The sequence below is a fragment of the Eubacterium ventriosum genome (assembly GCF_025150745.1).
Taxonomy (GTDB): domain Bacteria; phylum Bacillota; class Clostridia; order Lachnospirales; family Lachnospiraceae; genus Eubacterium_G; species Eubacterium_G ventriosum.
Genome location: NZ_CP102282.1, coordinates 727,686 through 749,539, shown reverse-complemented (window position 1 = coordinate 749,539; position 21,854 = coordinate 727,686). Strand labels below are relative to the sequence as shown.

The 21,854-nt window shown below is 46.8% G+C and carries 24 protein-coding genes and 1 riboswitch; of the genes, 23 read left to right on the top strand and 1 reads right to left on the bottom strand.

From position 1 onward, the window contains the following. The first annotated feature begins 31 nt into the window (after nucleotides 1–31). The 7 genes from srtB to NQ558_RS03275 all read left to right on the top strand — a co-directional run bounded on the left by srtB (nucleotide 32) and on the right by NQ558_RS03275 (nucleotide 8,845). Entirely contained in the window at nucleotides 32–4,933 is a 4,902-nt protein-coding gene (gene srtB / locus NQ558_RS03305; protein WP_040446578.1) for a class B sortase, read from the top strand. Nucleotides 4,934–4,995: 62 nt separating this feature from the next. Continuing rightward, nucleotides 4,996–5,478 (top strand): hypothetical protein, encoded by a 483-nt coding sequence (locus NQ558_RS03300; protein WP_015542949.1) that lies wholly within the window; start codon nucleotides 4,996–4,998, stop codon nucleotides 5,476–5,478. 91 nt (nucleotides 5,479–5,569) lie between these two features. Then, a complete protein-coding gene (locus tag NQ558_RS03295; RefSeq protein ID WP_242652123.1) occupies nucleotides 5,570–6,277 on the top strand; it encodes a DUF6088 family protein in 708 nt (235 codons plus the stop codon). After that, nucleotides 6,274–7,272, top strand: a complete 999-nt coding sequence (locus tag NQ558_RS03290; protein WP_005361105.1) for a nucleotidyl transferase AbiEii/AbiGii toxin family protein — start codon at nucleotides 6,274–6,276, stop codon at nucleotides 7,270–7,272. The genes NQ558_RS03295 and NQ558_RS03290 overlap by 4 nt, the downstream gene beginning before the upstream one ends. A gap of 58 nt (nucleotides 7,273–7,330) precedes the next feature. Beyond that, nucleotides 7,331–7,672 carry a hypothetical protein gene (locus tag NQ558_RS03285; RefSeq protein ID WP_227274983.1) on the top strand — a complete coding sequence of 114 codons (342 nt, stop codon included), beginning with the start codon at nucleotides 7,331–7,333 and terminating at the stop codon, nucleotides 7,670–7,672. A 19-nt stretch (nucleotides 7,673–7,691) separates the two neighbouring features. Continuing rightward, entirely contained in the window at nucleotides 7,692–8,435 is a 744-nt protein-coding gene (locus NQ558_RS03280; protein ID WP_279310223.1) for an FAD-dependent thymidylate synthase, read from the top strand. After that, entirely contained in the window at nucleotides 8,432–8,845 is a 414-nt protein-coding gene (locus NQ558_RS03275) for a dUTP diphosphatase (RefSeq protein ID WP_005361111.1), read from the top strand. The genes NQ558_RS03280 and NQ558_RS03275 overlap by 4 nt, the downstream gene beginning before the upstream one ends. 119 nt (nucleotides 8,846–8,964) lie before the next feature. On the opposite strand, the gene NQ558_RS03270 is transcribed toward NQ558_RS03275, so the two are convergent. Further along, nucleotides 8,965–9,279, bottom strand: coding sequence for a helix-turn-helix domain-containing protein (locus NQ558_RS03270; protein ID WP_005361112.1), 315 nt, complete (start codon nucleotides 9,277–9,279; stop codon nucleotides 8,965–8,967). A 149-nt stretch (nucleotides 9,280–9,428) separates the two neighbouring features. Here NQ558_RS03270 and NQ558_RS03265 point away from each other — a divergent pair, with 149 nt between their 5' ends. From NQ558_RS03265 to NQ558_RS03190, 16 genes are all read left to right on the top strand, one after another. Further along, nucleotides 9,429–9,938, top strand: a complete 510-nt coding sequence (locus NQ558_RS03265; protein ID WP_005361115.1) for an SLOG family protein — start codon at nucleotides 9,429–9,431, stop codon at nucleotides 9,936–9,938. A gap of 65 nt (nucleotides 9,939–10,003) precedes the next feature. Continuing rightward, nucleotides 10,004–10,129, top strand: coding sequence for a DUF3789 domain-containing protein (locus NQ558_RS03260; RefSeq protein WP_074038089.1), 126 nt, complete (start codon nucleotides 10,004–10,006; stop codon nucleotides 10,127–10,129). Between the two features lie 3 nt (nucleotides 10,130–10,132). Then, complete coding sequence (locus tag NQ558_RS03255) at nucleotides 10,133–12,241, top strand: DNA topoisomerase 3 (protein ID WP_040446585.1); 2,109 nt, start codon at nucleotides 10,133–10,135, stop codon at nucleotides 12,239–12,241. Next, nucleotides 12,238–12,621 (top strand): hypothetical protein, encoded by a 384-nt coding sequence (locus NQ558_RS03250; RefSeq protein ID WP_025580944.1) that lies wholly within the window; start codon nucleotides 12,238–12,240, stop codon nucleotides 12,619–12,621. The genes NQ558_RS03255 and NQ558_RS03250 overlap by 4 nt, the downstream gene beginning before the upstream one ends. Before the next feature lie 5 nt (nucleotides 12,622–12,626). Then, complete coding sequence (locus NQ558_RS03245) at nucleotides 12,627–12,995, top strand: cysteine-rich VLP protein (protein ID WP_055156923.1); 369 nt, start codon at nucleotides 12,627–12,629, stop codon at nucleotides 12,993–12,995. A 153-nt stretch (nucleotides 12,996–13,148) separates the two neighbouring features. Continuing rightward, nucleotides 13,149–13,781 carry a hypothetical protein gene (locus NQ558_RS03240; protein WP_040446595.1) on the top strand — a complete coding sequence of 211 codons (633 nt, stop codon included), beginning with the start codon at nucleotides 13,149–13,151 and terminating at the stop codon, nucleotides 13,779–13,781. Between the two features lie 13 nt (nucleotides 13,782–13,794). Continuing rightward, entirely contained in the window at nucleotides 13,795–14,715 is a 921-nt protein-coding gene (locus NQ558_RS03235; RefSeq protein ID WP_005361129.1) for a DUF4316 domain-containing protein, read from the top strand. Beyond that, nucleotides 14,715–15,413 carry a hypothetical protein gene (locus NQ558_RS03230; RefSeq protein ID WP_005361130.1) on the top strand — a complete coding sequence of 233 codons (699 nt, stop codon included), beginning with the start codon at nucleotides 14,715–14,717 and terminating at the stop codon, nucleotides 15,411–15,413. Before NQ558_RS03235 ends, NQ558_RS03230 begins: the two co-directional genes overlap by 1 nt. Beyond that, the gene (locus NQ558_RS03225) at nucleotides 15,410–15,754 is read left to right on the top strand and encodes a plasmid mobilization protein (protein ID WP_005361131.1); all 345 of its coding nucleotides are present in this window, start codon (nucleotides 15,410–15,412) and stop codon (nucleotides 15,752–15,754) included. The genes NQ558_RS03230 and NQ558_RS03225 overlap by 4 nt, the downstream gene beginning before the upstream one ends. A gap of 85 nt (nucleotides 15,755–15,839) precedes the next feature. After that, nucleotides 15,840–16,130 carry a CD1845 family protein gene (locus NQ558_RS03220; RefSeq protein ID WP_005361132.1) on the top strand — a complete coding sequence of 97 codons (291 nt, stop codon included), beginning with the start codon at nucleotides 15,840–15,842 and terminating at the stop codon, nucleotides 16,128–16,130. An 88-nt stretch (nucleotides 16,131–16,218) separates the two neighbouring features. Further along, nucleotides 16,219–17,628, top strand: coding sequence for a relaxase/mobilization nuclease domain-containing protein (locus NQ558_RS03215; RefSeq protein WP_040446696.1), 1,410 nt, complete (start codon nucleotides 16,219–16,221; stop codon nucleotides 17,626–17,628). Between the two features lie 57 nt (nucleotides 17,629–17,685). Further along, nucleotides 17,686–17,785: riboswitch (TPP riboswitch) on the top strand. Nucleotides 17,786–18,009: 224 nt separating this feature from the next. After that, the gene (locus NQ558_RS03210) at nucleotides 18,010–18,684 is read left to right on the top strand and encodes a TenA family protein (RefSeq protein WP_004611582.1); all 675 of its coding nucleotides are present in this window, start codon (nucleotides 18,010–18,012) and stop codon (nucleotides 18,682–18,684) included. After that, on the top strand, nucleotides 18,681–19,484 hold the full coding sequence (gene thiD / locus NQ558_RS03205; RefSeq protein WP_004611583.1) for a bifunctional hydroxymethylpyrimidine kinase/phosphomethylpyrimidine kinase: 804 nt from the start codon (nucleotides 18,681–18,683) through the stop codon (nucleotides 19,482–19,484). The genes NQ558_RS03210 and thiD overlap by 4 nt, the downstream gene beginning before the upstream one ends. Nucleotides 19,485–19,495: 11 nt before the next feature. Beyond that, on the top strand, nucleotides 19,496–20,137 hold the full coding sequence (gene thiE, locus NQ558_RS03200) for a thiamine phosphate synthase (RefSeq protein WP_004611584.1): 642 nt from the start codon (nucleotides 19,496–19,498) through the stop codon (nucleotides 20,135–20,137). After that, a complete protein-coding gene (locus tag NQ558_RS03195; RefSeq protein ID WP_005361145.1) occupies nucleotides 20,127–20,783 on the top strand; it encodes an HAD family hydrolase in 657 nt (218 codons plus the stop codon). The genes thiE and NQ558_RS03195 overlap by 11 nt, the downstream gene beginning before the upstream one ends. Nucleotides 20,784–20,785: 2 nt before the next feature. Then, nucleotides 20,786–21,271 (top strand): NUDIX hydrolase, encoded by a 486-nt coding sequence (locus NQ558_RS03190; protein ID WP_223385983.1) that lies wholly within the window; start codon nucleotides 20,786–20,788, stop codon nucleotides 21,269–21,271. The last annotated feature ends 583 nt before the right edge of the window (nucleotides 21,272–21,854 follow it).

The window sequence follows — 21,854 nt, the reverse complement described above, 5'->3', positions numbered from 1 at the left end:
TTTTAGATTTTATGAAAGTGAGGATTTTTTCATGGAACATATCATAACCAGACGCCGCGGCTTTCGCAAGCTGTTGGCGTTTTTGCTTTGTATGGCAAGCATTTTGGGGCTTCTTCCGGCTCAGGCTTTTGCCATGTCTGTCGGACAGACGGCAAGCTCCTGGCTGGGCGACCAGTATGTAGGCTCTGATGGGAACCACTACCGCGCCCCGGCGCCTTACACCTATCTTGCCTACCATACAGACGGAACCATCGACGTACACACCAGTTCCGGGGGCAATGCTTACCGGCATTATATGCTGACGGATTCTGACGGGATCAGCCACCAGGTTTACTGTGTGGAGAGCGGGATTCCTTACCATACTTCGGAAAACACCTATGTTTCAGAAAGCGGGACCAACAGCCAATATCTGAACCTGCTTCCTGCCGAGGCAAGGAGGGGGATCACCCTGACTGCGATCTATGGCTGGAAACCCGGTGCGGCGCTCCCTGTTTCCGGGATCAACGAGGACGACTATAAGATGGCGACCCAGATCATCCTCTGGGAATACCAGCAGCAGCTTAGAAGCGATCCGTACAGCCGCCACGGAAACGGCCACGCAGACGCCGACCAGTATTTTAGCGTGATCGCCGGACGACCGGCAGAAAAAGCCTATGACTGGATTCTGGCACAGGTTGCTTCCCATTCCACAGTCCCTTCCTTTACTTCTTCTAAGAAAAGCGAAGCACCGGAACTGGAACTGAAATGGGATGTTGAAAAAAAGGTCTATACCCTGACGGTCACAGATACCAACAACTTGAAGATCGACCTGGAGGCTTTGAAAGGCAGCGGCGTTTCTGTGACAAGAAACGGAAATGAATACACCTTTACCAGCAGGCAGATGATGATGGACCCGGTGCTGTTTGAATTCCGAAAGAATATCCCGGTGGCAAACGACATGCTGATTTGGGGCAGACCCGGCTACCAGACCATGATGACCGGCGCCAGCGATCCGGTTTCCTTCTTTGTAAAGATCAAAACGGAAACTTACGGTACTGCAAAACTTGTCAAGACCAGTGAGGACGCCATTGTTTCCGGTATCACCTTCCATATCTCCGGTACGGACATTTTGGGAAATGAAGTCAATGAGGAAGTTACGACCGGAGAAAACGGCCAGATTGAAAAGAAGCTCCTGCCGGGAACCTATCTGGTAAAAGAACTTCCGGTGGACCGCTATGTGACCCCTTCCGCACAGTACGTGACCATTGAAAGCGGGCAGACTTCTTCGGTACATTTCAGCAATATCTTGAAGAAATTCCGCGTCCATGTGGTAAAGAGTGATGCTGACACCGGAAATGCTCAGGGGGATGCCACTCTTGCAGGGGCGACCTATGGGATCTTCCGTGATGGCGAACTGATCGACACTTATACTACCGGGTCAGATGGCAGCTTTATGACCCGCTATTATGTATGCGGGGATGGCTGGACGATCCGGGAAATCGAACCGAGCACCGGGTATCTTCTGAATGAAACTATTTATGAAGTGGGTGCATCCCCTTCCCAGTATGAAGTGGAACTCAATACCACAGAAAATCAGGTGACGGAAACGGTTATTTACGGAAATATCCAGCTTGTCAAGCACACCGATGACCTGGACCCGGATGTGCCTGAGGACGAAAATACCGACGATTCCAATGCCGGTATCATCGAACGCCCGGAAGCAGGCGCAGTCTTTGAAGTTTACTTAAAGGCAGCCGGAAGCTATGACGCGGCAAAGGAAAGTGAACGTGACCTTCTTACCACGGATGCGGATGGTTTTGCTTCCAGTAAACCGCTTCCTTATGGGCATTATACGGTCCATCAGATCGCAGGCGAGGAAGGCAAAGCCTTTGTCCCGGACTTTACGGTATTCATTTCCTCTGACGGAAAGACTTATAGCTATATTCTGAACAACCGCACCATCACAGCCCGTCTGAAAGTTGAAAAATGTGACGCAGAGACCGGAAAGATTATCCCTGTGACCGGAACCGGTTTTCAGATCAAGGATCTTTCCACCGGGGAATTTATCACCCAGACCGTCTACTATCCGAACCCGGAAACACTGGATACCTTCTATGTTTCTGACGAGGGCTGGCTGATGCTGCCGGAGCCTTTGGCCGCTGGGGATTATGAACTTTATGAGGTGGCTGCCCCTTATGGCTATGTGCTTTCCGATCGGCCGGTACCGTTTACCATTGACGGCAGCGAGGCGGTTGTGACGGTCACTCAGTACAATATGCCGCAGAAAGGCCAGCTTACCATCACAAAGACCGGAGAAGTATTTGCTTCTGTCCAGGAAAACGACGGACTGTACCAACCTGTGTATGAGGTTTCCGGACTTCCCGGAGCGATCTATGACGTGATCGCAGATGAAGATATTTATACCGGTGACGGTACCTTGCGGGCAGAAAAAGATACGGTTGTGGAAACCCTTACGACCGGCGAGGACGGCACAGCGAAAAGCGGGCTTCTCTATCTTGGCCGTTACCGTCTGGAGGAACGTCAGGCTCCTTCCGGTTGTGTGCTGAATCCTCAACCGGAATATGTGGAACTGACCTATGCGGGTGAGACCGTGGAGGTCACACAGGCAGCAACAGGTCTTTATGACGAACGACAGAAAGTGGATGTCACACTTTTCAAGGCAATGGAGACCAATGACCTGTTCGGTCTTGGCATGAACGAGGAATATAAGGATATTTCCTTTGGACTTTATGCTTCCGCAGACCTGACGGCGGCAGATGGCAGCGTGATCCCGGCAGATGGACTTCTGGAAGTGGTCTCTGTTTCGTCTGATGAATCCGGCGGTTACAGTGCTTCCTTCGCCTCCGACCTGCCTTTTGGCAGCTATTATGTCAAGGAACGCACGACCAACGGCGCCTATATCCTTTCGGATCAGAAATATCCGGTCGTCTTTGAATATGCCGGACAGGAAACCGCCCTGGTACAGATCCTTGTCAATGAAGGCAAGGCTGTTTCCAATGAACTTCTCCGCGGGCGTGTAGACGGTGTAAAAGTTGGGGAAAACCCGGAAGGCGGCGAAGATGTCACGCTGGCCGGTGCGCTCATGGGACTGTTTAGACCTGATACAGAAGAATTTACCGAAGAAAATGCACTGCTTACTGCTGTTACCGGAAAAGACGGCAGTTTTTCCTTTGAGAATATTCCTTACGGACACTGGATCGTCAAGGAGATCTCTGCCCCTGACCTTTATACAGTAAGCCCGCAGCAGCACCATGTATATATCGGTGCAGACGGACAGCATATTGAGATCCGTGTGGAAAACACCCTGATCCGCGGCAGTGTGCAGGTAACTAAAACCGAAGCTGTGGAAGGACCTTCCCCTGTGGAAAAGGAGGATAAGAAAGACAAGAATTCTTTCCTGCGTTTCCTGCCCGGTGCGGTGTTCGACCTGTATGCGGATTCCAACGCCAACCAGGAATATGATCCTGACGATCAAAAGATCGGTACGCTGAAAGAAACCGATGCAGGCTATCATACGGCGGAAAACCTTCTGGCTGGCGGCTACTTTATAAAAGAAAGCAAAGCGCCGGAGGGCTATCAGCCTGATCCAAACGCTTACTATTTTTCCATCACAGAAGATGGACAGGTCGCAGTTGTGGAAAATGGAGAAGCCGGGCACGGATTTACCAATGAGGCTTACCGTGGCAACTTAAAGATCACAAAGGATTCCAGCGACGGGCGCAAAGATGGTTTTGCCATCGAGGTCAAGAGCGCGGACGGCTCCTACTGCGAGACATTCACCACTCCAAAATCCGGTGTAATTGAAGTAAAGGGCCTTCGTGTCGGTATTTATACCGTAACAGAAGTTGCAAACCGGGCAAGCAAGGATTACATCATCCCTGATGCCGCTACGGTGGAGATCAAAGCTGACCAGACATCTACGGTCCAGTTCTTTAATGAAAAACCGGAAAAGCCGGGGAAGCCGGAAAAACCTTCTGTTCCGTCCAATCCTTCCACCCCTCAAAAGCCGGTACCGCAGACCGGGGATGATCCGTATATTTTCCTATATGGCGGACTGTTGGCAGCCGCACTGATTGGCGGCAGCGTATTTGCTGTGTATTATTTCAAAAAGGGAAAATACAGCAGGACTTCCCCGAAAAGAACGGCTGTCGGGATTTCTGTCCTTTCACTCTGCGTTCTGGTGGCTTTTGGCAGCGGTTTTTTGGTGTTCCGTGACTTAAACCAGTATGCCGAGAGTAAAGATGCCTATCAGGATCTTGCCGGATATGTGGAAGTACCGGAGCAGACAGCCTCCCCGGAACAGGCAACCGATCCAACGGAAACAAAACAGGACGATGCCGATATTGTCCTGCCTTCGGTAGACTTTGAAGCGCTCCGTGAAAATGGACCGGACATCATCGGATGGCTTTCCCTTCCTGATACGGTGCTCAATTATCCGGTGACGCAGACTGACAACAACGAGTATTACCTGAACCATCTTTATGACGGGACCTACAACAAGGTTGGCTGCCTGTTTGCCGACTATGAAAATCAGGCAGGTTTTTCAGACCGCAATACGATCGTCTACGGCCATAATATGCGGGATGGTTCCATGTTTGCTCTGCTGAACCGGTACGATGAACAAAGTTACTTTGATACCCACAGGCAGATGTATCTCGTTACTCCGAAGGGTGGTTATGTCATGGAGATCTTTGCGGCGTTTGCAGCAAAGCCGGAAGAATCCGGCAGTGAAACTTCTCCCTGGCAGCTTTCCTGGAAGGATGACGGTGCTTATACTACCTGGCTTACAGCTATGAAGGAACGTTCCGCGGTGGAAAGTGATGTGACTGTGACCTGCAGCGATAAGGTACTGACCCTTTCTACCTGTACGCCGGGCGGCACAGGACGCTTCCTTGTCATGGGAAAACTCGTGAAAGTAGATAACGAAATATAGATTCTAGACGGTGCGGGGGCAAAAGCTCCCGCACCTGCTGTTTACAAGGAGGATTTTATTTTATGGTAAATACCATGATTTCCATTCCCGGCTATGTCCATCTTTACCGCTCGCTTTTGCGGTTTTATGACATGCCGGAAAATGAAGTCCGGGAAATGCTCTATCTTCTGAATACGGCAAACCTGGACTGCTATGAGTATTATCACCCGGACCGCAGTGTGATCCAGAGCGGACCGGTCGCTTTTTGCGGATGGCTGGAAACGAAAGACTGCCGCCCTTACCGCACAGAGGTACAGCTTTACAAATCGCTGCTGTTTTTGAAGCGCAGCATTGACCGTGACCTGATCGTATCAGCTCAGAGGGAGGCTCTGCAAACCCTGCGCTGTATTATCTCCAATCTGGAATACCGCTTTTATAAAGCCTATGGCATGGAGATCGAGGACAAACGCACGGTCTATGGGGAATGTACCTACCGTCTGGTTCCCAGGGAGGATGAACCCAGCGTGTGCCTGATGCACGACTGGATCTACCTGCCAACTGCCTGATGTCACGAATAATATATAAAATATGTGACATATATGAAAACTGTACTGCCTTGCAAAATTTTTGATTTTTGATGTATAAATCAGATTTTTAATGGGAACACTCAAAATAAGAGGAATAGGACCTATTGCAATCATGTCACGAATAATATATAATATTCGTGACATGAAGGGAGGCGGTATTGTGGACAACGGATATACAAAACGAATACGAGAGCGTGTTCTTTCTCTTGAAGATGGAACTGTTTTTGTGATGTCTGATTTTGCGGATATTGCAGATACATCCACTATTCGTCAAAGTTTAAGTCGTTTAGTGCAATCAGGAACATTGCGCCGTATTTTGAAAGGAGTTTATGAAAAACCAAAATATAGCAAACTTCTGGATGAATATGTGGCGGCAGACCCGGAAGCGGTGGCGAACGCATTGGCACGAAGTTATCACTGGACGATTGCCCCATGTGGGAATACAGCATTGAACCTGTTAGGTCTTTCAACACAGGTAACAGCAGTATGGTCCTATATCAGCGATGGTCCATATAAGACCTACGAGTGGAACTCTACAAAGCTGGAATTTAAGCACCGGACCAATAAAGAGATTACCGGATTGTCCTATATGACAAGTTTGGTTATACAGGCATTAAAAACGCTTGGCAGATCGAATGTTACGCCAGAAGTCATACAGATGCTTTCCGAAAAACTGACAGCCAAGGATAAACAGGCTTGCTTGAAGGAAGCAACAGAGTCTACGGATTGGGTTTACGATACGATACGGCAGATTTGTGGAGGTGAAAAGGTACAATGAGAAATATAGCAAGACTTTCAGATAACGACCGCAGGGAGCTGTTCAGAAATACAGCAGATAAAATGGGGCTGAATGATGCCATTGTAGAAAAAGACTTTTGGGTATGTTTTACGCTGGATTATTTATTTCACCGCTCACCATGGAAAGAGTCCATCACCTTTAAGGGCGGTACCAGCCTTTCAAAAGCCTTTCACCTGATCAGCCGGTTTTCAGAAGATATTGATTTGATTCTGGACTGGCGTGTATTGGGATATGGCAAAGATGAACCATGGGAGAAACGTTCCAATACAAAACAGGATGCTTTTAACAAAGAAGCCAATGCGCGTGCGGAGGTATTTCTGTCCGAAACATTCTGCCCGGCAGTCAAAGCCGGCTTATCCCAGGAAATCGGTTGTGAAGCAAATGTCTACATAGATGAAAAGGATAAACAGACGGTCATTTTCGCCTATCCGCACCTTTTTACAAATACGGCGACCTTACAGGTGATCCGTTTAGAGATTGGTGCGCTGGCAGCGTGGACTCCTGCAAAAACAGCGCAGATCGAACCATACGCGGCAAAATATTATCCGAAGATTTTTGAGCAAAAAGAAACTGCAATCCTTACCGTTGCCCCGGAACGGACCTTCTGGGAAAAAGCCACAATCCTGCACCATGAAGCGAACAGACCGGAACATTTGGAAATGCCGCAGCGGTATTCCAGACATTATTATGATCTCTACCGCATGGCTGCAACACCGGTCAAAGAAGCTGCTTTTTCCAGGCTGGATCTCCTGAAGAAAGTTGTAGATTTCAAAATGAAATTCTATCCCAGATCATGGGCGAAGTACCCGGAGGCTGTGCCGGGCACATTAAAATTACTCCCGCCGGAATACCGGTTCGCAGCATTGGAAGCGGACTATAACTCTATGCAGGATATGTTGTATGGAGATGTTCCGACATTTGAGACAGTCATAGCAGCGGTCCGGGAACTGGAAAAAGAGATCAATACACTATAACAATTACATATCCGTTTATTTGCCGGCTATTCTAAGATGCTTTAGAATAGCCGGTTTCTTGTTTTCAAAGGAGGGATGCTATATTACGCAAAATGAAGTCAATGCCGTTTTTGACGAACAGGTACGGCTCTGTGCTGATACCTTGAAACGAAAAACCAAAGAATACACCGGGGATGACCCGGACCGGCTGGGTGCATTTAAGGCAGCGGCAGCTTTACAGCATACAACGCCCCAGCGTGCCCTTGCCGGTATGCTGGCAAAGCATATTGTTTCTCTATACGATATGTGCTTTGCCGAGGAAACAGTTTATCCGATGGACACATGGGACGAAAAGATCACAGACAGTCTTAACTATCTGTTCTTACTGAAAGCGATTGTAAAGGAGGGACATACCAATTAAACAGATTGAAGTAAAAATTTTGAACTGCCAGGCGGTAGCGGAAGCAGAAAAAAACATGGTCTTTGCGGCAAGGCTTACCCAGCAGGGACATAAGATTGCCTCAATGGACGACCTGATGGAGCTCTACGAAAAATCATTCAGCGTTCAGACAGTAGCAGCTATGGGGGCGCTTCCCCATCCTACCATCCAGAAATTTGCGGTGATCACGGTAGCCATTGTCTGCGCCAGCAGGCGTTTTCTGGCGCAGATCACCCGCCACCAGAACGAAGTAAAATTTATGAGTGCATCGCTGCAGTACAGCAACTATACGGGACAGGCGGATTTCGCTGTCCCGTATTCTATTATGACGGCTCCGGCAGTGGTACGGGAATTGTACTTAAAAAGCTGTAATGAAAGCATGGAATGTTATGAAACCCTGTGCACTGCCGGAAGCGGGCACGATGCGGCCGGCTATGCCACGCCCCAGGGATTACGGAATGTACTGCTCATCAGCGCCACCCCTTATCAGTGGAAACATATCATCAGCCAGCGGGTATGCCGGAGAAATACAGATGAAACAAGGATCGTGCTGCTAAAGGTCTGGAAAGAACTTTATGAACTAAGCCCTGCTTTGTTTGCCCCATCACTGACCGGGCCTTTTTGTCAGATGGATCGATGTCTGGAAGGTAAAATGACCTGCGGACGAAAACTGCAGGCAGATATGACGCCAGAGGATATTTTAGAAAAAGATTATCCTGCTCTTTGGGAAGGAGGCTGCCGATGAAAATAAAACTGATCGACTTTGGCGTACCGGAGCACCAGCGTCCTTACCGTCCGCATGGCAATGATGCCGGAGCGGATGTTTATCTGCCCTATGACTGTACCTTACAGCCCGGAGAAATCGCCAAAATTCCTCTTGGCTTTGGACTGGAAATACCGGATGGATATGCGGGATATATCTTTCCCCGTACCAGCATGGCGGTAAAAGGTCTGGTCTGTGAACTGCCGCCTGTGGATTCCGGCTATCGTGGAGAGATCCATGCGATCATCAGCAATGTAAGCAATCAGGCGCAGTCTCTTTTTAAGGGAGCCCGTATCGGGCAGCTTGTGATCACGCCGATCGTCATTGCGGATTTTGTAACCGATCTGGGAACAGAACGAGGAACCGGCAGCTTTGGCAGTACCGGCGAATAGAAAAAGGCTGTTTGGGGAACAGTTTTTGAATACTTATCGGTATAGGGAGCGGACATTTCGAGAACATTATAAAATATAATAAAGAAAGTCACGAAAAAAGCGGCCTTTACCGTGACCGCTTACTTTCTGCTATTGAGTTCTTTCATAATACCGAGGATATATTGCATGGATTGAGGATCAAGCTGTCTTGCCTCTGCAATGAATTCCTTTAAGGTTTCCGGGTAGGTATTTCCTTCATCAAAGAATTCCTGCGGTGTCACACCCAGATATTCGCAGATGTAGAAAAAAGACTGCATAGCGGGAAGTGACTTTTTATTCTCAATATTATTGATGTAGTTGTTTGCCTGACCTAACGATAAAGACATATCGCGTGCGGAAACTCCTTTCTGTGTCCGCAGCTTCGCTAATCGTTCCGGGACAAAATCTTCATACATCGCCTTCACCTCCCATTCTGTAATAGATTGTACCTTACACCCCTTTATTATCCGCAAAGAGAAAAAGGGTATTATCGTTGACTTGCTAAATAAAATCTATTACTATGTGAAAAGTGAAGAATTTTACCTATCAGATGGAGGGATGACCGATGAAAGGAAAGACCTGCTGTGTTACCGGACACAGGGATTTACCGCAGAATGAGATCAACAAAATAAAAGCCGCTTTGGAACATGAGATCGATGCTGCCGTTACAGATGGATTTACCTGTTTTATGAGTAGCTTTGCAGATGGCGTGGATCAGTATTTTGCAGAGCTGGTGTTGGAAAGAAAGCAGACCAATCCGGCGCTGGAGCTGATCGCAGTGATCCCTTACCGCAAACGTCTGGACAGCCTGAATAAGAAAACAAGAACCCGTGAACTGCTGGAGGCTTGTGCGGATGTTGTTGTCATACAGGAAAAATATCTCCCAAGCGTCTACTCCCACAGAAACCGCTATATGGTGGAGCACTCCGACCGAGTGATCGCTGTATATGACGGACGGGAAACCGGCGGTACGGCAAAGACGATCCGCTTCACCCACCGGATGAAAAAGGAACTGCGGGAAATCCCGGTTGGAGAGATCGTCCTGCCGGATCACTTGAAACCAAAAACAAAATAGATACCTGTTGATGCGCTCACTTTGAAGTGGGCGTTTTTCTTTACCCATTTTTAGGAGGAATGCTTATGTGGAACCTGATTTCACATTTCCTTACCTTTGCCGGAGGAATGGCTTCCGGCGTTATGCTGATGTGTCTTATACAAACCGGAAAACTTGCGGATAAAGAATTTGAAACTATGAAGGAGGAATAAAAATTGAAACTTGTGATTGCAGAAAAGCCCTCTGTTGCTATGTCACTGGCAGCAGTATTAGGCGCAACGGAAAGAAAAGACGGTTATCTCGAAGGTTCCGGCTATCTGGTGAGCTGGTGCGTGGGACATCTTTTGGAACTGGCACAGCCGGAGGCTTACAAAGAACAGTACGCCAAATGGCGGTATGAGGATCTTCCGATCCTACCGGAAAACTGGAAATATGAAGTGCCAAAGGATAAGAAAACGCAGCTTGCCCTTTTGTGCCGATTGATGAAGGACAAACGGGTGGATTCCGTGGTATGCGCTACGGATGCCGGACGAGAAGGAGAACTGATCTTCCGTCTGGTCTATGAATATGCCGGATGTAAAAAGCCTATGGAGCGCCTTTGGATTTCCAGTATGGAGGATGCGGCGATCCGTGAGGGCTTTGACCATCTCCACCCCGGCAGTGATTACGATAAGCTCTATGATGCGGCGGTCTGCCGGGCAGGAGCCGACTGGCTGATCGGGATCAATGCCACCCGGCTTTTTTCTGTCCTGTATGGTGTCACCCTAAATGTCGGCCGTGTTATGTCACCGACACTGGCACTTTTGGTACAGCGTGAGTCGGATATTGAATCCTTCATCAGTAAGCCTTTTTATGTGCCGGAAATCACCTGCGGAGGTTTTACTGCTTCCGGCGAAAAAATGACGGAACGATCCGAGGCTGAAAAAATCCGTATGGACTGTGACCACAACTCCGCTTTTGTGCGTTCTGTGGAAAAGCAGGTAAAAACTATACAGCCTCCCCGCCTTTATGACCTTACAACTCTGCAAAGGGAATGTAACCGTATTTATGGCTATACGGCTCAACAGACCCTTGATTATGTGCAATCTCTCTATGAAAAGAAGCTGGCAACCTATCCGAGAACGGACAGCCAGTATTTGACGAAGGACATGCAGGCAACCGCCGCTTCCCTGATCCTGTGGCTGCGTGACAATATGACCTTTGGAAAAGGCTACGCCGGAGAGCCGGACATTGACCGGGTAACAGATGACAGCAAAGTGACTGACCACCATGCCATTATCCCAACTGTGGAAATCGCACGGACAGACCTGTCAGAGCTTCCTTCCGGGGAGCGGGATGTGCTTACCCTGCTTGTCGTCAGACTGCTTTGTGCCACAACGCAGGTACACCGATTTGAAGCGGTCACCGCTATATTGGACTGCCAGGGATATACTTTTACGGCAAAAGGAAAGACTATTTTACAGTCCGGCTGGAAAGAGGTGGAACGGATTCACCGTATGAGTATCAGGCAGAGTGAAACGGAACACAAAGAAAATGAAGCTGTCGCTCTCCCTGTGCTGCAGGAAGGACAGACTTTTGAAGCTGTATCAGCAAGTCTCCGTGAAGGGAAAACTTCACCGCCGAAACACTATACGGAGGACACACTGCTGTCCGCTATGGAGACTGCCGGTGCGGAAGATATGCCGGAAGATGCCGAGCGTAAAGGATTGGGTACTCCGGCTACCCGTGCGGCAACACTGGAAAAGCTGGTTTCTGCCGGATTTGTACAGCGAAAGAAAAAGCAGCTCATTCCTACGGAAAAAGGAAAGAACCTGATCGCAGTCCTGCCGGACAATATCAAATCTCCCATCTTAACTGCAGAATGGGAATCCATGCTGAAACAAGTGGAACATGGCGAACTGTCGGCAACATCTTTTATGGATCAGATTGCAGATATGAGCCGGACGCTGGTAAAAGAACATACTACCCCGGAAGAACGTTTTGCGGATCTGTTTCCTTCTTCCAGAGGAACTGCACATGAAGCCGTAGGGGTATGTCCTCGCTGCGGAGCCCCGGTATATGAAGGAAAGAAAGGTTTTTTCTGCGACAACAGGGAATGTTCTTTTGCTCTTTGGAAAGATAACCGTTTCTTTTCCAGCAAGAAAAAATCCATCACAAAGTCTGTGGCAGCGGCTCTTTTGAAAGAGGGCCGTATTTCTATGTCCGGGCTTTACAGTGAAAAAACAGGAAAGACCTATGATGCGGAAGTGATTCTGGATGATACCGGCGGTAAATATGTGAATTTCAAGCTGGAATTTCCAGTAAAGAAAGGCAGGCGTAAATGAGCGATCGAAAAACCTTTGAATATGGCGGTTATCACTTCACGCCCATACGAAAATTTCACAAAAAAGAAGGCGACTTTTTCGCCATATCGAAACGGCTGGCAAGTGACCCCAACTTAGGGCTGTGTACCTATCAGGATCGGCAAAAAGCACCTTATGATTACAAAGACTTTTATACCGTTTCAACAGACAAAGAATGTGATATTTTCCGCTGCGAAGAAAATGGATTGTTGTATGTACCAGGAAAAAATGAACTTTTTATTTACCATGAACCAAAACAGAAAAAGCGGAACTCTATCGCCGATGCCCTTTCACAGCCCAGGAATGTTACTGATACAACCGAAATTTCCAGCGGTCGGCAAAGCAGAGCCCCGGAAAGGTAGGCGTTATGGCGGAGAGAGAATTGAACCGCTCGGAGCGGGCTACGATCCGAAAGCTGGTTACGGAGCTTTGCGCCAACTATGACTCCCAGGATAAGATCTGCCTTCCTCTGGACAGCCCTTGTTACATGCTGAATAAATGGTGGACCGGTGCTTATTGCAGGTACTTTGAAAAAGCGGTGCTGCCGGTGGATGCAGCACTGGAATCAGCCATTACCGGCGAGGACACCTCCATGAGACAGAAAATATGCCCTGTGTGTGGAAAGGCATATCTTCCTACAACCAGCCAGGCATATTGTTCCGCTGCCTGCCGGGTCTATGCAAGACGGAAATCCGAGCGGGAACGCAAACGCCGGAAGCGGCAAAACCAACCATGATATGTCCGCAACTTAGCCTTAAAAGTCCTTGATTTTCAAGGGCTTTTTGCACCTGTTTTCAAGGGAGCTGTATAAGAATACTCCGGTGCTTTGAAATGAGGTTAAGTTGCGGACAAAACATATATTTTAACAAAAACGATAGGAGGCGATTTTTTGAATATCAACACGATTACCGCGGAGGACCTTCGCCGCATGCCGGATAAGGAAGGACTGATTTTACAGGGCTGTGGCGGGGATCTGACAGAGTGGGTGGACGGGATCAATGAAATGCTGACAAAAGCAGGCATATTGAAAGATGGCTGTCAGTTTGAGAATGTGGCTGCTTTTCAGCACGGCGAACTGACCTGTCTGCTTTACCCGTTTGATGATGTGAAACTGGATATAGGAAAACTTGCCCTGTGGCGTTTACAGACCCATGAAGTCTATGGCGGCACATGGCTGTCGGACTTTGTGCCGAATTATTTAGGCGGATTTATAGAAACACCGGAAGCGTTGGCAGATAAACCGGATTGTCCGCTGATCGGAGCAGATGGGAACATTTTTAATCTGCTGGGTATTGCTTCCCGTACTTTGCGGGAGCATGGTTTGAAAGAACAGGCAAAAGAAATGTCTGATCGGGTATTTGTTTCCGGCAGTTATGGAGAAGCGCTCTGTATCATTGGCGAATATGTCAACATCACAGATTCCGAACTGGAGCATAAGAATTCTCTCCGTCAGCAGCTAAAAGCAACAAAACCGGCAGACCCGGTAAAAAAGCAACAAACTTCCAAACAGCAGGAACGATAAGGAGGGATGCGGAATGGAAAAGAAACGGACCTATGGTGTATGGGCAGTACGAAGCAGCACTTCTATTTTCGGACCGGCACAAAGCTGGTGCAAGGAAAATGGAAAACCGTTGGAGTTTGATACCAAAGCTGCTGCTGAAAACTATGCAAAGGAAGCCAACGAACATACGACAGCAAATGTCCGATACTATGTGAAAGAAAAAGAACCGGAGCCCGGTGCTGTTCGGAAAGGAACATCTCAACCGGAGCTGGATGCACGCAGCCATGAAGAAGTGATACCAAGAAATGATGCAGCGGAAAAACAAAATGAGATTCCGGGCAGACAGATTCCTTCTCAAACAGATCCGCTGGTAGAAATCCGCTCTGCGGTCCATAGTAATTACGCGGGTATGGTCGCTATGCTGGGTGCGGACAACCGTGTGTATTTGGGGCGTGAGGAACGCTGCCATTACCAGAATATGCAGCCATCTTACTATGACAATCAGGACGGTTCCCTGTGTTTTGTCTGTGATCAGCCCGACATGTACTATTTTCTCTATGGAGAAGGCTGGGCGCATACCCAGGCGGAAATGCTGGAACGAGGGCTTACCCTGCGCCAGTATGAAGAATTTGCGAGACTGCAAAATGGGGTCCTTGCACAGTTTACCACCCAAAGAGAAATTCTGTTTGCCGGACAGCCGTTTCAGGCGCCGGAAAGTTATCTTCGCAATGCGGAACTTTATGAGGAAGGACAAACCGGGAACTACAATATGCTGGATGGCAGGCTGAACAACGAACCTCCTGTGCGCCCGGATCTGACAGACGGACAGACGGATGAAGAAATCCGGGAGCTGGTGCCGGAAGCAAAGCCGTCTTTGATGGACCGTTTGAAAGCAGACAAACCGGAGCATGAAGCAAGGCAGATGATCCCTCCTGTGCCGGAAAGGGAACGCTGATGGCCAGGGTAAGATTTGAGGATGTAGATCTTTTGGGTGCTCTTTCCCGTATCGTAGATCTTCATACCCAACATTATAAAGAGGACTTTGACCTGGATAAGGAACTGATTTCAAAACTGGCTGTGTCAGACCGTTCAGAGGATAAACAGCTTCTTTGGATGTCACGCCCTTGCGGAACCTATACCCTGCGCGAACGGGAAGTTTATCTGGATGGAAGCCATGAAAATAAAGTGTGGCGGTTTTACCAGGAACAGACAAATGATCCCGTTTTGGCTTATGCCATCTCTTTGAAAGAAGTCAGGGACGGAAAAATATTTGGCAATCTCTATCCGCTAAATTATAGAGAACATGTGGAACGGATGAAAAAGCTGACCTGTCCAATCGGAAATGTAGCCGTTGCATTTGCGGATGGAAATGTTATCACGATTCCCTATCAGGAACGGAGACAGCTTATGAACCGGTTTATGCCAGAGCATGGAGCCCCTAAAACAATGACTTATCTGCCGGAAAATGAGCCGGAGCTGATGATGATTCTAAAACGGGAACGCTTCAAACGCAGCTATCATGCGACAGCCGGAAATCTGGAGGAATATCTTGATAAGCTGGAAAAGACCACCCTGCGGGAAAAACTCAAAAGAGCAAAGACGGTGGTTTCAACACAGGAGGTCTCATCTCATAAAAGAGGGTTGGAACGATGAAGGGCGGGCATAACAAAAAATCCGTCCGCGTCGAATTTGTCATGTCCGAACCGGAGGCCGAACTGGTAAAAGAACGCATGGCGGAACTTGGCATTACCAACCTGTCGGCATATCTGCGAAAGATGGCCGTAGACGGTTACATCATTCACCTTGATATGGGAGATATTCAGGAAATGATCCGGCTTCTCCGCATTTGTTCCAATAACTTAAACCAATATACCAGACGGGCCAATGAGACCGGCAATATTTATGCCGCAGATATAGATGACATCCGCACCCGTCTGGACAGCCTTTGGGATGGCATGGACAAACTGATCCGGGGATTTGCAAACATTTCATAAACAGCCGGAAAGCCGTTGCTTTCTTTTTGCCGTCACGGTAAAATTTTTATAAGGGCAGATGCCCTTCTGAAAGGAGGCAAAGCGTATGCGTTTGATAGGTAAATTACTGGCACTTCCCTTTATGCTGGTTACGGGGATTCTTTATCTGGTATGTAAATTTTTAGTGGTTCTTTCCGGTGCGGTACTTGGGATTCTTTCTGGGATCATCTTTCTGGCGGCATTGGTGCTGTTCTTTGTCGCAGGATTTTTGCCGGGTCTTGCATGGCTTATGATCGCCTTTCTTATCAGTCCATACGGTCTGCCTCTGGCGGCTGCATGGCTGGTAGGGATCATTGGCGGGGCAAACAGTGCCTTAAAGGATTTTATATTTGGTTAAGCAGATTTGGCGGGGCGCATAGGCAGCCCCGCTCTTTTTCTGCAATTATAACTTCTCTGATTGGAATTAAGTTAAGGAGGTGACGAAAATAGCGACCACAAGACTGATGCCTCTGCATGTAGGAAAAGGTCGGAATATCTCTACTGCGATCTCAGATATTATTGATTATGTAGAAAATCCGCAGAAAACCGATTTTGGAAAATTCATTTATGGCTATGAGTGTGATACCCGGCTTGCTGATGCAGAGTTTCTTCTGTCCAAACGACAGTATGCAAATCTGACCGGCAGAAATCAGGGTGCAGATGATGTGATCGCCTACCATCTCCGTCAGGCATTTAAGCCCGGCGAAGTTACGCCAGAAGAAGCTAATCAGATCGGCAGGGAGCTGGCACTGAAGCTCACAAAAGGAAACCATGCCTTTGTTGTCTGCACCCATGTGGATAAGCACCATGTCCATAATCACATCATTATCAACTCTACTACACTGGACTGTCAGAAAAAATTTCGCAACTTCTGGGGCTCTACCTGGGCAATCCGGCGAATGAATGACAAGCTGTGTTTGGAGCATGGACTTTCGATTGTAGAAAATCCGAAACCCAGCCGGGAGCATTATGGCACATGGCTGGGAAATAAAAAGCAGCCTTCCTTTCAGGAGCAGATACGCATTGCTATTGATGCTGCATTAGAGGAAAAGCCAAAAGATTTTGAGGAACTTCTACAGAAGCTGGAAACTGCTGGGCTGGAAGTCAACCGTGAAAGAAAACATCTTCGGTTCCGAGTTCCGGGACAAGAAAATTATACCCGATGCGATACGCTCAAAGGCGATTATACAGAACAGGCCATCAAAGAACGGATTGCCGGTACACGGACAGTAAAACCCCGCCATGCCTTTTCTAAAAAAACGGTTTCCAAAGTTGGATTGCTGGTTGATATTGAAGCTGCAATCCGTTCCGGCAAGGGCCCTGGTTATGAGCGCTGGGCAAAAGTGTTCAATCTAAAGCAGCTTTCTCAGGCAGTGCTCTACTTAAAAGAACATGGCGATATGGGTTATGAGGATCTTCTGGAAAAAGCCAACGCCACTACCACTAATTTCAATACCTTATCCGTTCAGATCAAAGATCTGGAGTCAAAAATGAACGCCAATGCCGAGCTGCAAAAACAGATCGTAAACTATGCGAAAACGCGGGCTGTCTATGTAGAATATCGCAAAGCCGGGTACAGCAAAAAATTCCGAACAGAACATGAAGCTGAAATTCTGCTGCACCAGGCGGCAAAGAATCATTTTGACGAGCTGGGAATCAAAAAGCTCCCCTCTGTCAAATCTCTCCGGGAGGAATACACCGATCTTCTGGAACAAAAACGGAAAGCCTATTCTGCCTATAAGCAGGCCAAAAATGATATGAAAGAACTTCATAATGTTCGGGCCAATGTGGAATACCTATTAGAGATTTCTTCCCCACCACAACCGCAGCGCAGCACAGAAAAATCCCGTCAATAAGGTTTGCTAACTTGAATTCTATAGACCTTGACTTTCCGGGACTTCTTAACTATAATAATACTCAAGCAGGGGGACTACCTTGTAGTTGAGAAGGTTAAAACCTGACCCTTTGAACCTGTTGGCTAATACCAACGCAGGGAGCTGAAGAATACAGATTCGTATTTTTTGGACATTCTCTGTTTTGGGAATGTCCTTTTTTAATTGAATAAGATATGATATGTGTTTGCGAGGGAACTGAACAAGTTGAAAAAGGTAAGACCTGACCTCTGGACCTGTCGGCTAATACCGGCGTAGGGAAGCAATTTCTTACGCTCGTATTGCGTCTGAAAGAGCTTCTAATTGTTTTAGAGGCTCTATTTTTTTATCTTAGGAGGATCAAACATGGCATTTATGAAAGACATCTTAACCCACAACATCCCCATTTGGGAAGAATGTGCAGCTACCCCATTTGTGCAGGAAGTGCAAACTGGAAAGCTACCTCTTGAAAAATTCAAGAGATATATGATTCAGGATAGTATCTATCTGAAAAACTATGCCCGCATATACGGAAAGGCAATTTTTCATGCTGCTACATTAAGAGAAATTCAGCTTTACTACTCCATGCTGAACTTTGTAAATGATACGGAATCGGAAGTGCGGCTGGATTATCTAAAGCAATTTTGCATAACAGATGATGATATTGAACTGATCGCCCCTTTGCCTGAAAATCAAAATTACATTGATTTCATGTTTGAGATTGCGTCACATGGAAAGAATGAAGAAATTTTAATGGCGGTTCTTCCCTGTATGTTAAGTTACAGCTATATATTCCGCAAACTGGCGTCTGTCCCCACAAGCAGAGAATCAAGATATTGGGACTTTATCAAAGATTATGCCGATGAACAATATGCAGAAAGCTGCAAAGAATGGTCTGCTTTTGCAGAGCATAAATGTGCTGGGTTATCAGAAGCAAATAAAAAGTATCTGGCTGATATTTTTGAGAAAGCAAGTTTGTTAGAACTTGCTTTTTGGAAGATGGCCTATCGGAACGAGAGAATGGAGGAAAATGCAAAATGAAAAAAGTATTGTCCATTGCCGGATCAGATTGCAGCGGAGGTGCAGGTATTCAGGCTGATTTGAAAACTTTTTCTGCTCACGGCGTATTTGGAATGAGTGTTATTGTTTCTGTTGTTGCAGAGAACACCAGCCGCGTTATCGACATCCAAGATATTACCCCGGATATGATTGAAAAACAGATTGACGCCGTATTTGAAGATATTGAAGTGGACGCAGTAAAAATCGGTATGCTTTCTACACCAGAATGTATGAAAGCGGTGGCAAAGAAACTATTACAATATAAGCCCCAAAATGTTGTAATCGACCCGGTTATGTATGCCAAAAATGGCTGCCCATTGATGAATCCTACGGCGGTTTCCACCTTGATAGACACAGTAATTCCACTTGCCGATGTACTTACTCCGAATATTCCAGAGGCAGAGAAAATAGCGGATATGCAGATTTCCACAGTTTCAGATATGGAGGCTGCCGCAAGAAAAATATATGCCATGGGTTGTAAGGCGATTGTTGTCAAGGGTGGACATCATATAGGAAATGCTGTTGATGTCCTATTTGATGGAGAAAATTTCTACCATTTTGAAACATCCCGCATTGATACGAAAAATACTCATGGGACAGGCTGTACCTTTTCTTCTGCAATCGCTTCCCAGCTTGCAAAGGGAAAAAGTGTTCCGCTTGCAGTCGAATCTGCAAAGGCATATGTCACAATGGCAATCGAACACTCTCTTGCGATTGGGAAAGGCTGTGGCCCGACGCACCATTTCTACGAATTGTATCAGCATGGTTTATCTAAAGAATAGGCAGGTGCAAAATGAACTTTGATTATACACTTTATCTTGTTACTGATCGTCAACTAATGAGCTGCGATAGCCTGACAGAAGCGGTGGAACAGGCAATTTTAGGAGGCTGCACAATGATACAACTCCGAGAAAAAGAATTGTCCTCATTAGAATTTTACAATCAGGCTGTTGCCGTGAAACAGGTTACGGATAAATACCATATTCCCCTTATCATAAACGACCGGATAGATATTGCAATGGCTGTGCAGGCTACGGGGGTACATATTGGACAGCATGATTTACCTGCGGCTGCCGTCCGCAAAGTAATTGGGGAAAATATGCTGTTGGGAGTATCCGCATCTTCCATTGCAGAAGCAATACAGGCACAACAGGATGGTGCAGATTATTTGGGAGTTGGCGCAATGTTCCCTACTGGAACTAAAACCGACGCTGATTCTGTATCAATGGAAGAATTACAGAAAATCCGCGCAGCCGTTTCTTTGCCGATAGTTGTTATTGGCGGTATCAATAAGGGAAATGCAGGGCGTTTCAAGCCCATGGGAATTGACGGGCTGGCTGTTGTATCTGCCATCATAGCGCAGTCTGATATAAAAGCTGCTGCTGCGGAACTGAAAGATTTATTTTGCGGAAAGGAAAAGAAAAATGGATTTTAATGCGGCAATCTTTGATTTAGATGGAACAATTCTGGATTCAATGGATGTATGGGAGCATATAGATATTCAGTTTTTGAAAAAGAGAAATCTTCCCGTCCCGGAAAATTATGTAACTGAAATATGTGCAAGGAGTTTTGAGGAAGCCGCACAATATACCATTGATCTTTTTGGATTGCAGGAAACGGTAGAGGGAATTATTGAGGAATGGAATAATATGGCGGTCGAGGAATACAGTAACCATGTCGGTCTGCTGCCCCATGCCCTTGATTATCTTCTGCGCTTAAAAGAACATGGAATAAAACTTGCAGTTGCTACGGGGTTGCCGGAAAAGCTCTATATTCCATGCTTAAAGAACAATTCTATTTTAGAATTATTTGACGCTCTATGTTCAACAGATGAGGTTCAGCGGGGAAAAGAATATTCGGATGTCTTTGAATTGGCCGCAAGAAAATTAGGGGTTGCACCTGAACACTGTATTGTGTTTGATGATGTGCTTCCAGCAATTAAAAGCGCAAAGGCAGCCCGTATGTTAGCAGGCGGGATTTATGATAAGTATTCCGCAGATCAGCGTACAGAAATAGAAAGGATTGCGGATATTTACTTACTTGATTTTCGGCAAGCACCGATCCCACACAAAGAGGTATGAAAATGGAAAAATGGGATTTATATAATGCAAAACGGGAAAAGTCTGGAATAACAGTGTGCCGTGGAGAAATCATACCCAAAGGGCTGTATCATTTATCTGTGAGTGTATGGATCGTCAACCAGCAGGGGCAGTATCTTTTATCACAGCGGCATCCGAAAAAGCAATACCCTCTTTATTGGGAATGTACGGGTGGTTCTGTACTTTCCGGGGAAACCAGTTTACAAGGAGCAATCCGAGAGGTAAAAGAAGAATTAGGAATACTGCTTACTCCCGGAAGTGAAAAATTGATTTATCAGAGCAGACGGGAAAATGTGCAGGATTTTTACGATGTTTGGCTATTTCATAAGGATATAAAGATTGAAGAAATGCGTTTACAGGAAACAGAAGTTGTGGATGTTCAATGGGTAAATCCAGATAAGTTATTTGAGATGTTTCGCCTGAAACATCTGCACCCTCTAATTACCTATGTAGATCAGCTAATAGGCTGAAAAAGCGCCGGGCGCAGAGGTATCAAAGCCTCTGCATCTGGCGCTTCTTTTTTGTCCTTTTTCCCGCATTTAGAACCCCGTTTTGCGGGGAACAGGATAACTTTATCCACCTGCCTGCCGGCCATGCGGAAAAACCCTTGATTTCCGTGGACTTTTAACGCCCTAAATGCGTAGACAGGAGGTATCTTTTCCGCTGGCGCTCAGCCTTTTAATTCCGTGTTGCACATGAGGCGGAAATCTTACTGCACCAGACAGCGAAGAATCATTTTGACGAACTGGGAATCAAAAAGCTCCCCTCTGTCAAATCTCTCCGAGAGGAATACACCGATCTTCTGGAACAAAAACGGAAAGCCTATTCTGCCTATAAGCAGGCCAAAAATGATATGAAAGAACTTCATAATGTTCGGGCCAATGTGGAATATCTATTAGAGATTTCTTCCCCACCACATGGAGGTTGTAGATAACGCAAGTGATGAAAACAACGAAAATACAAGGAGAAAGGCAACTGTTGTACCTATTAAAATAGAATATGTGTGAGAGGACAAGCCTTTCAATAATGTAGACGTTCAGAAATGAGCGTCTA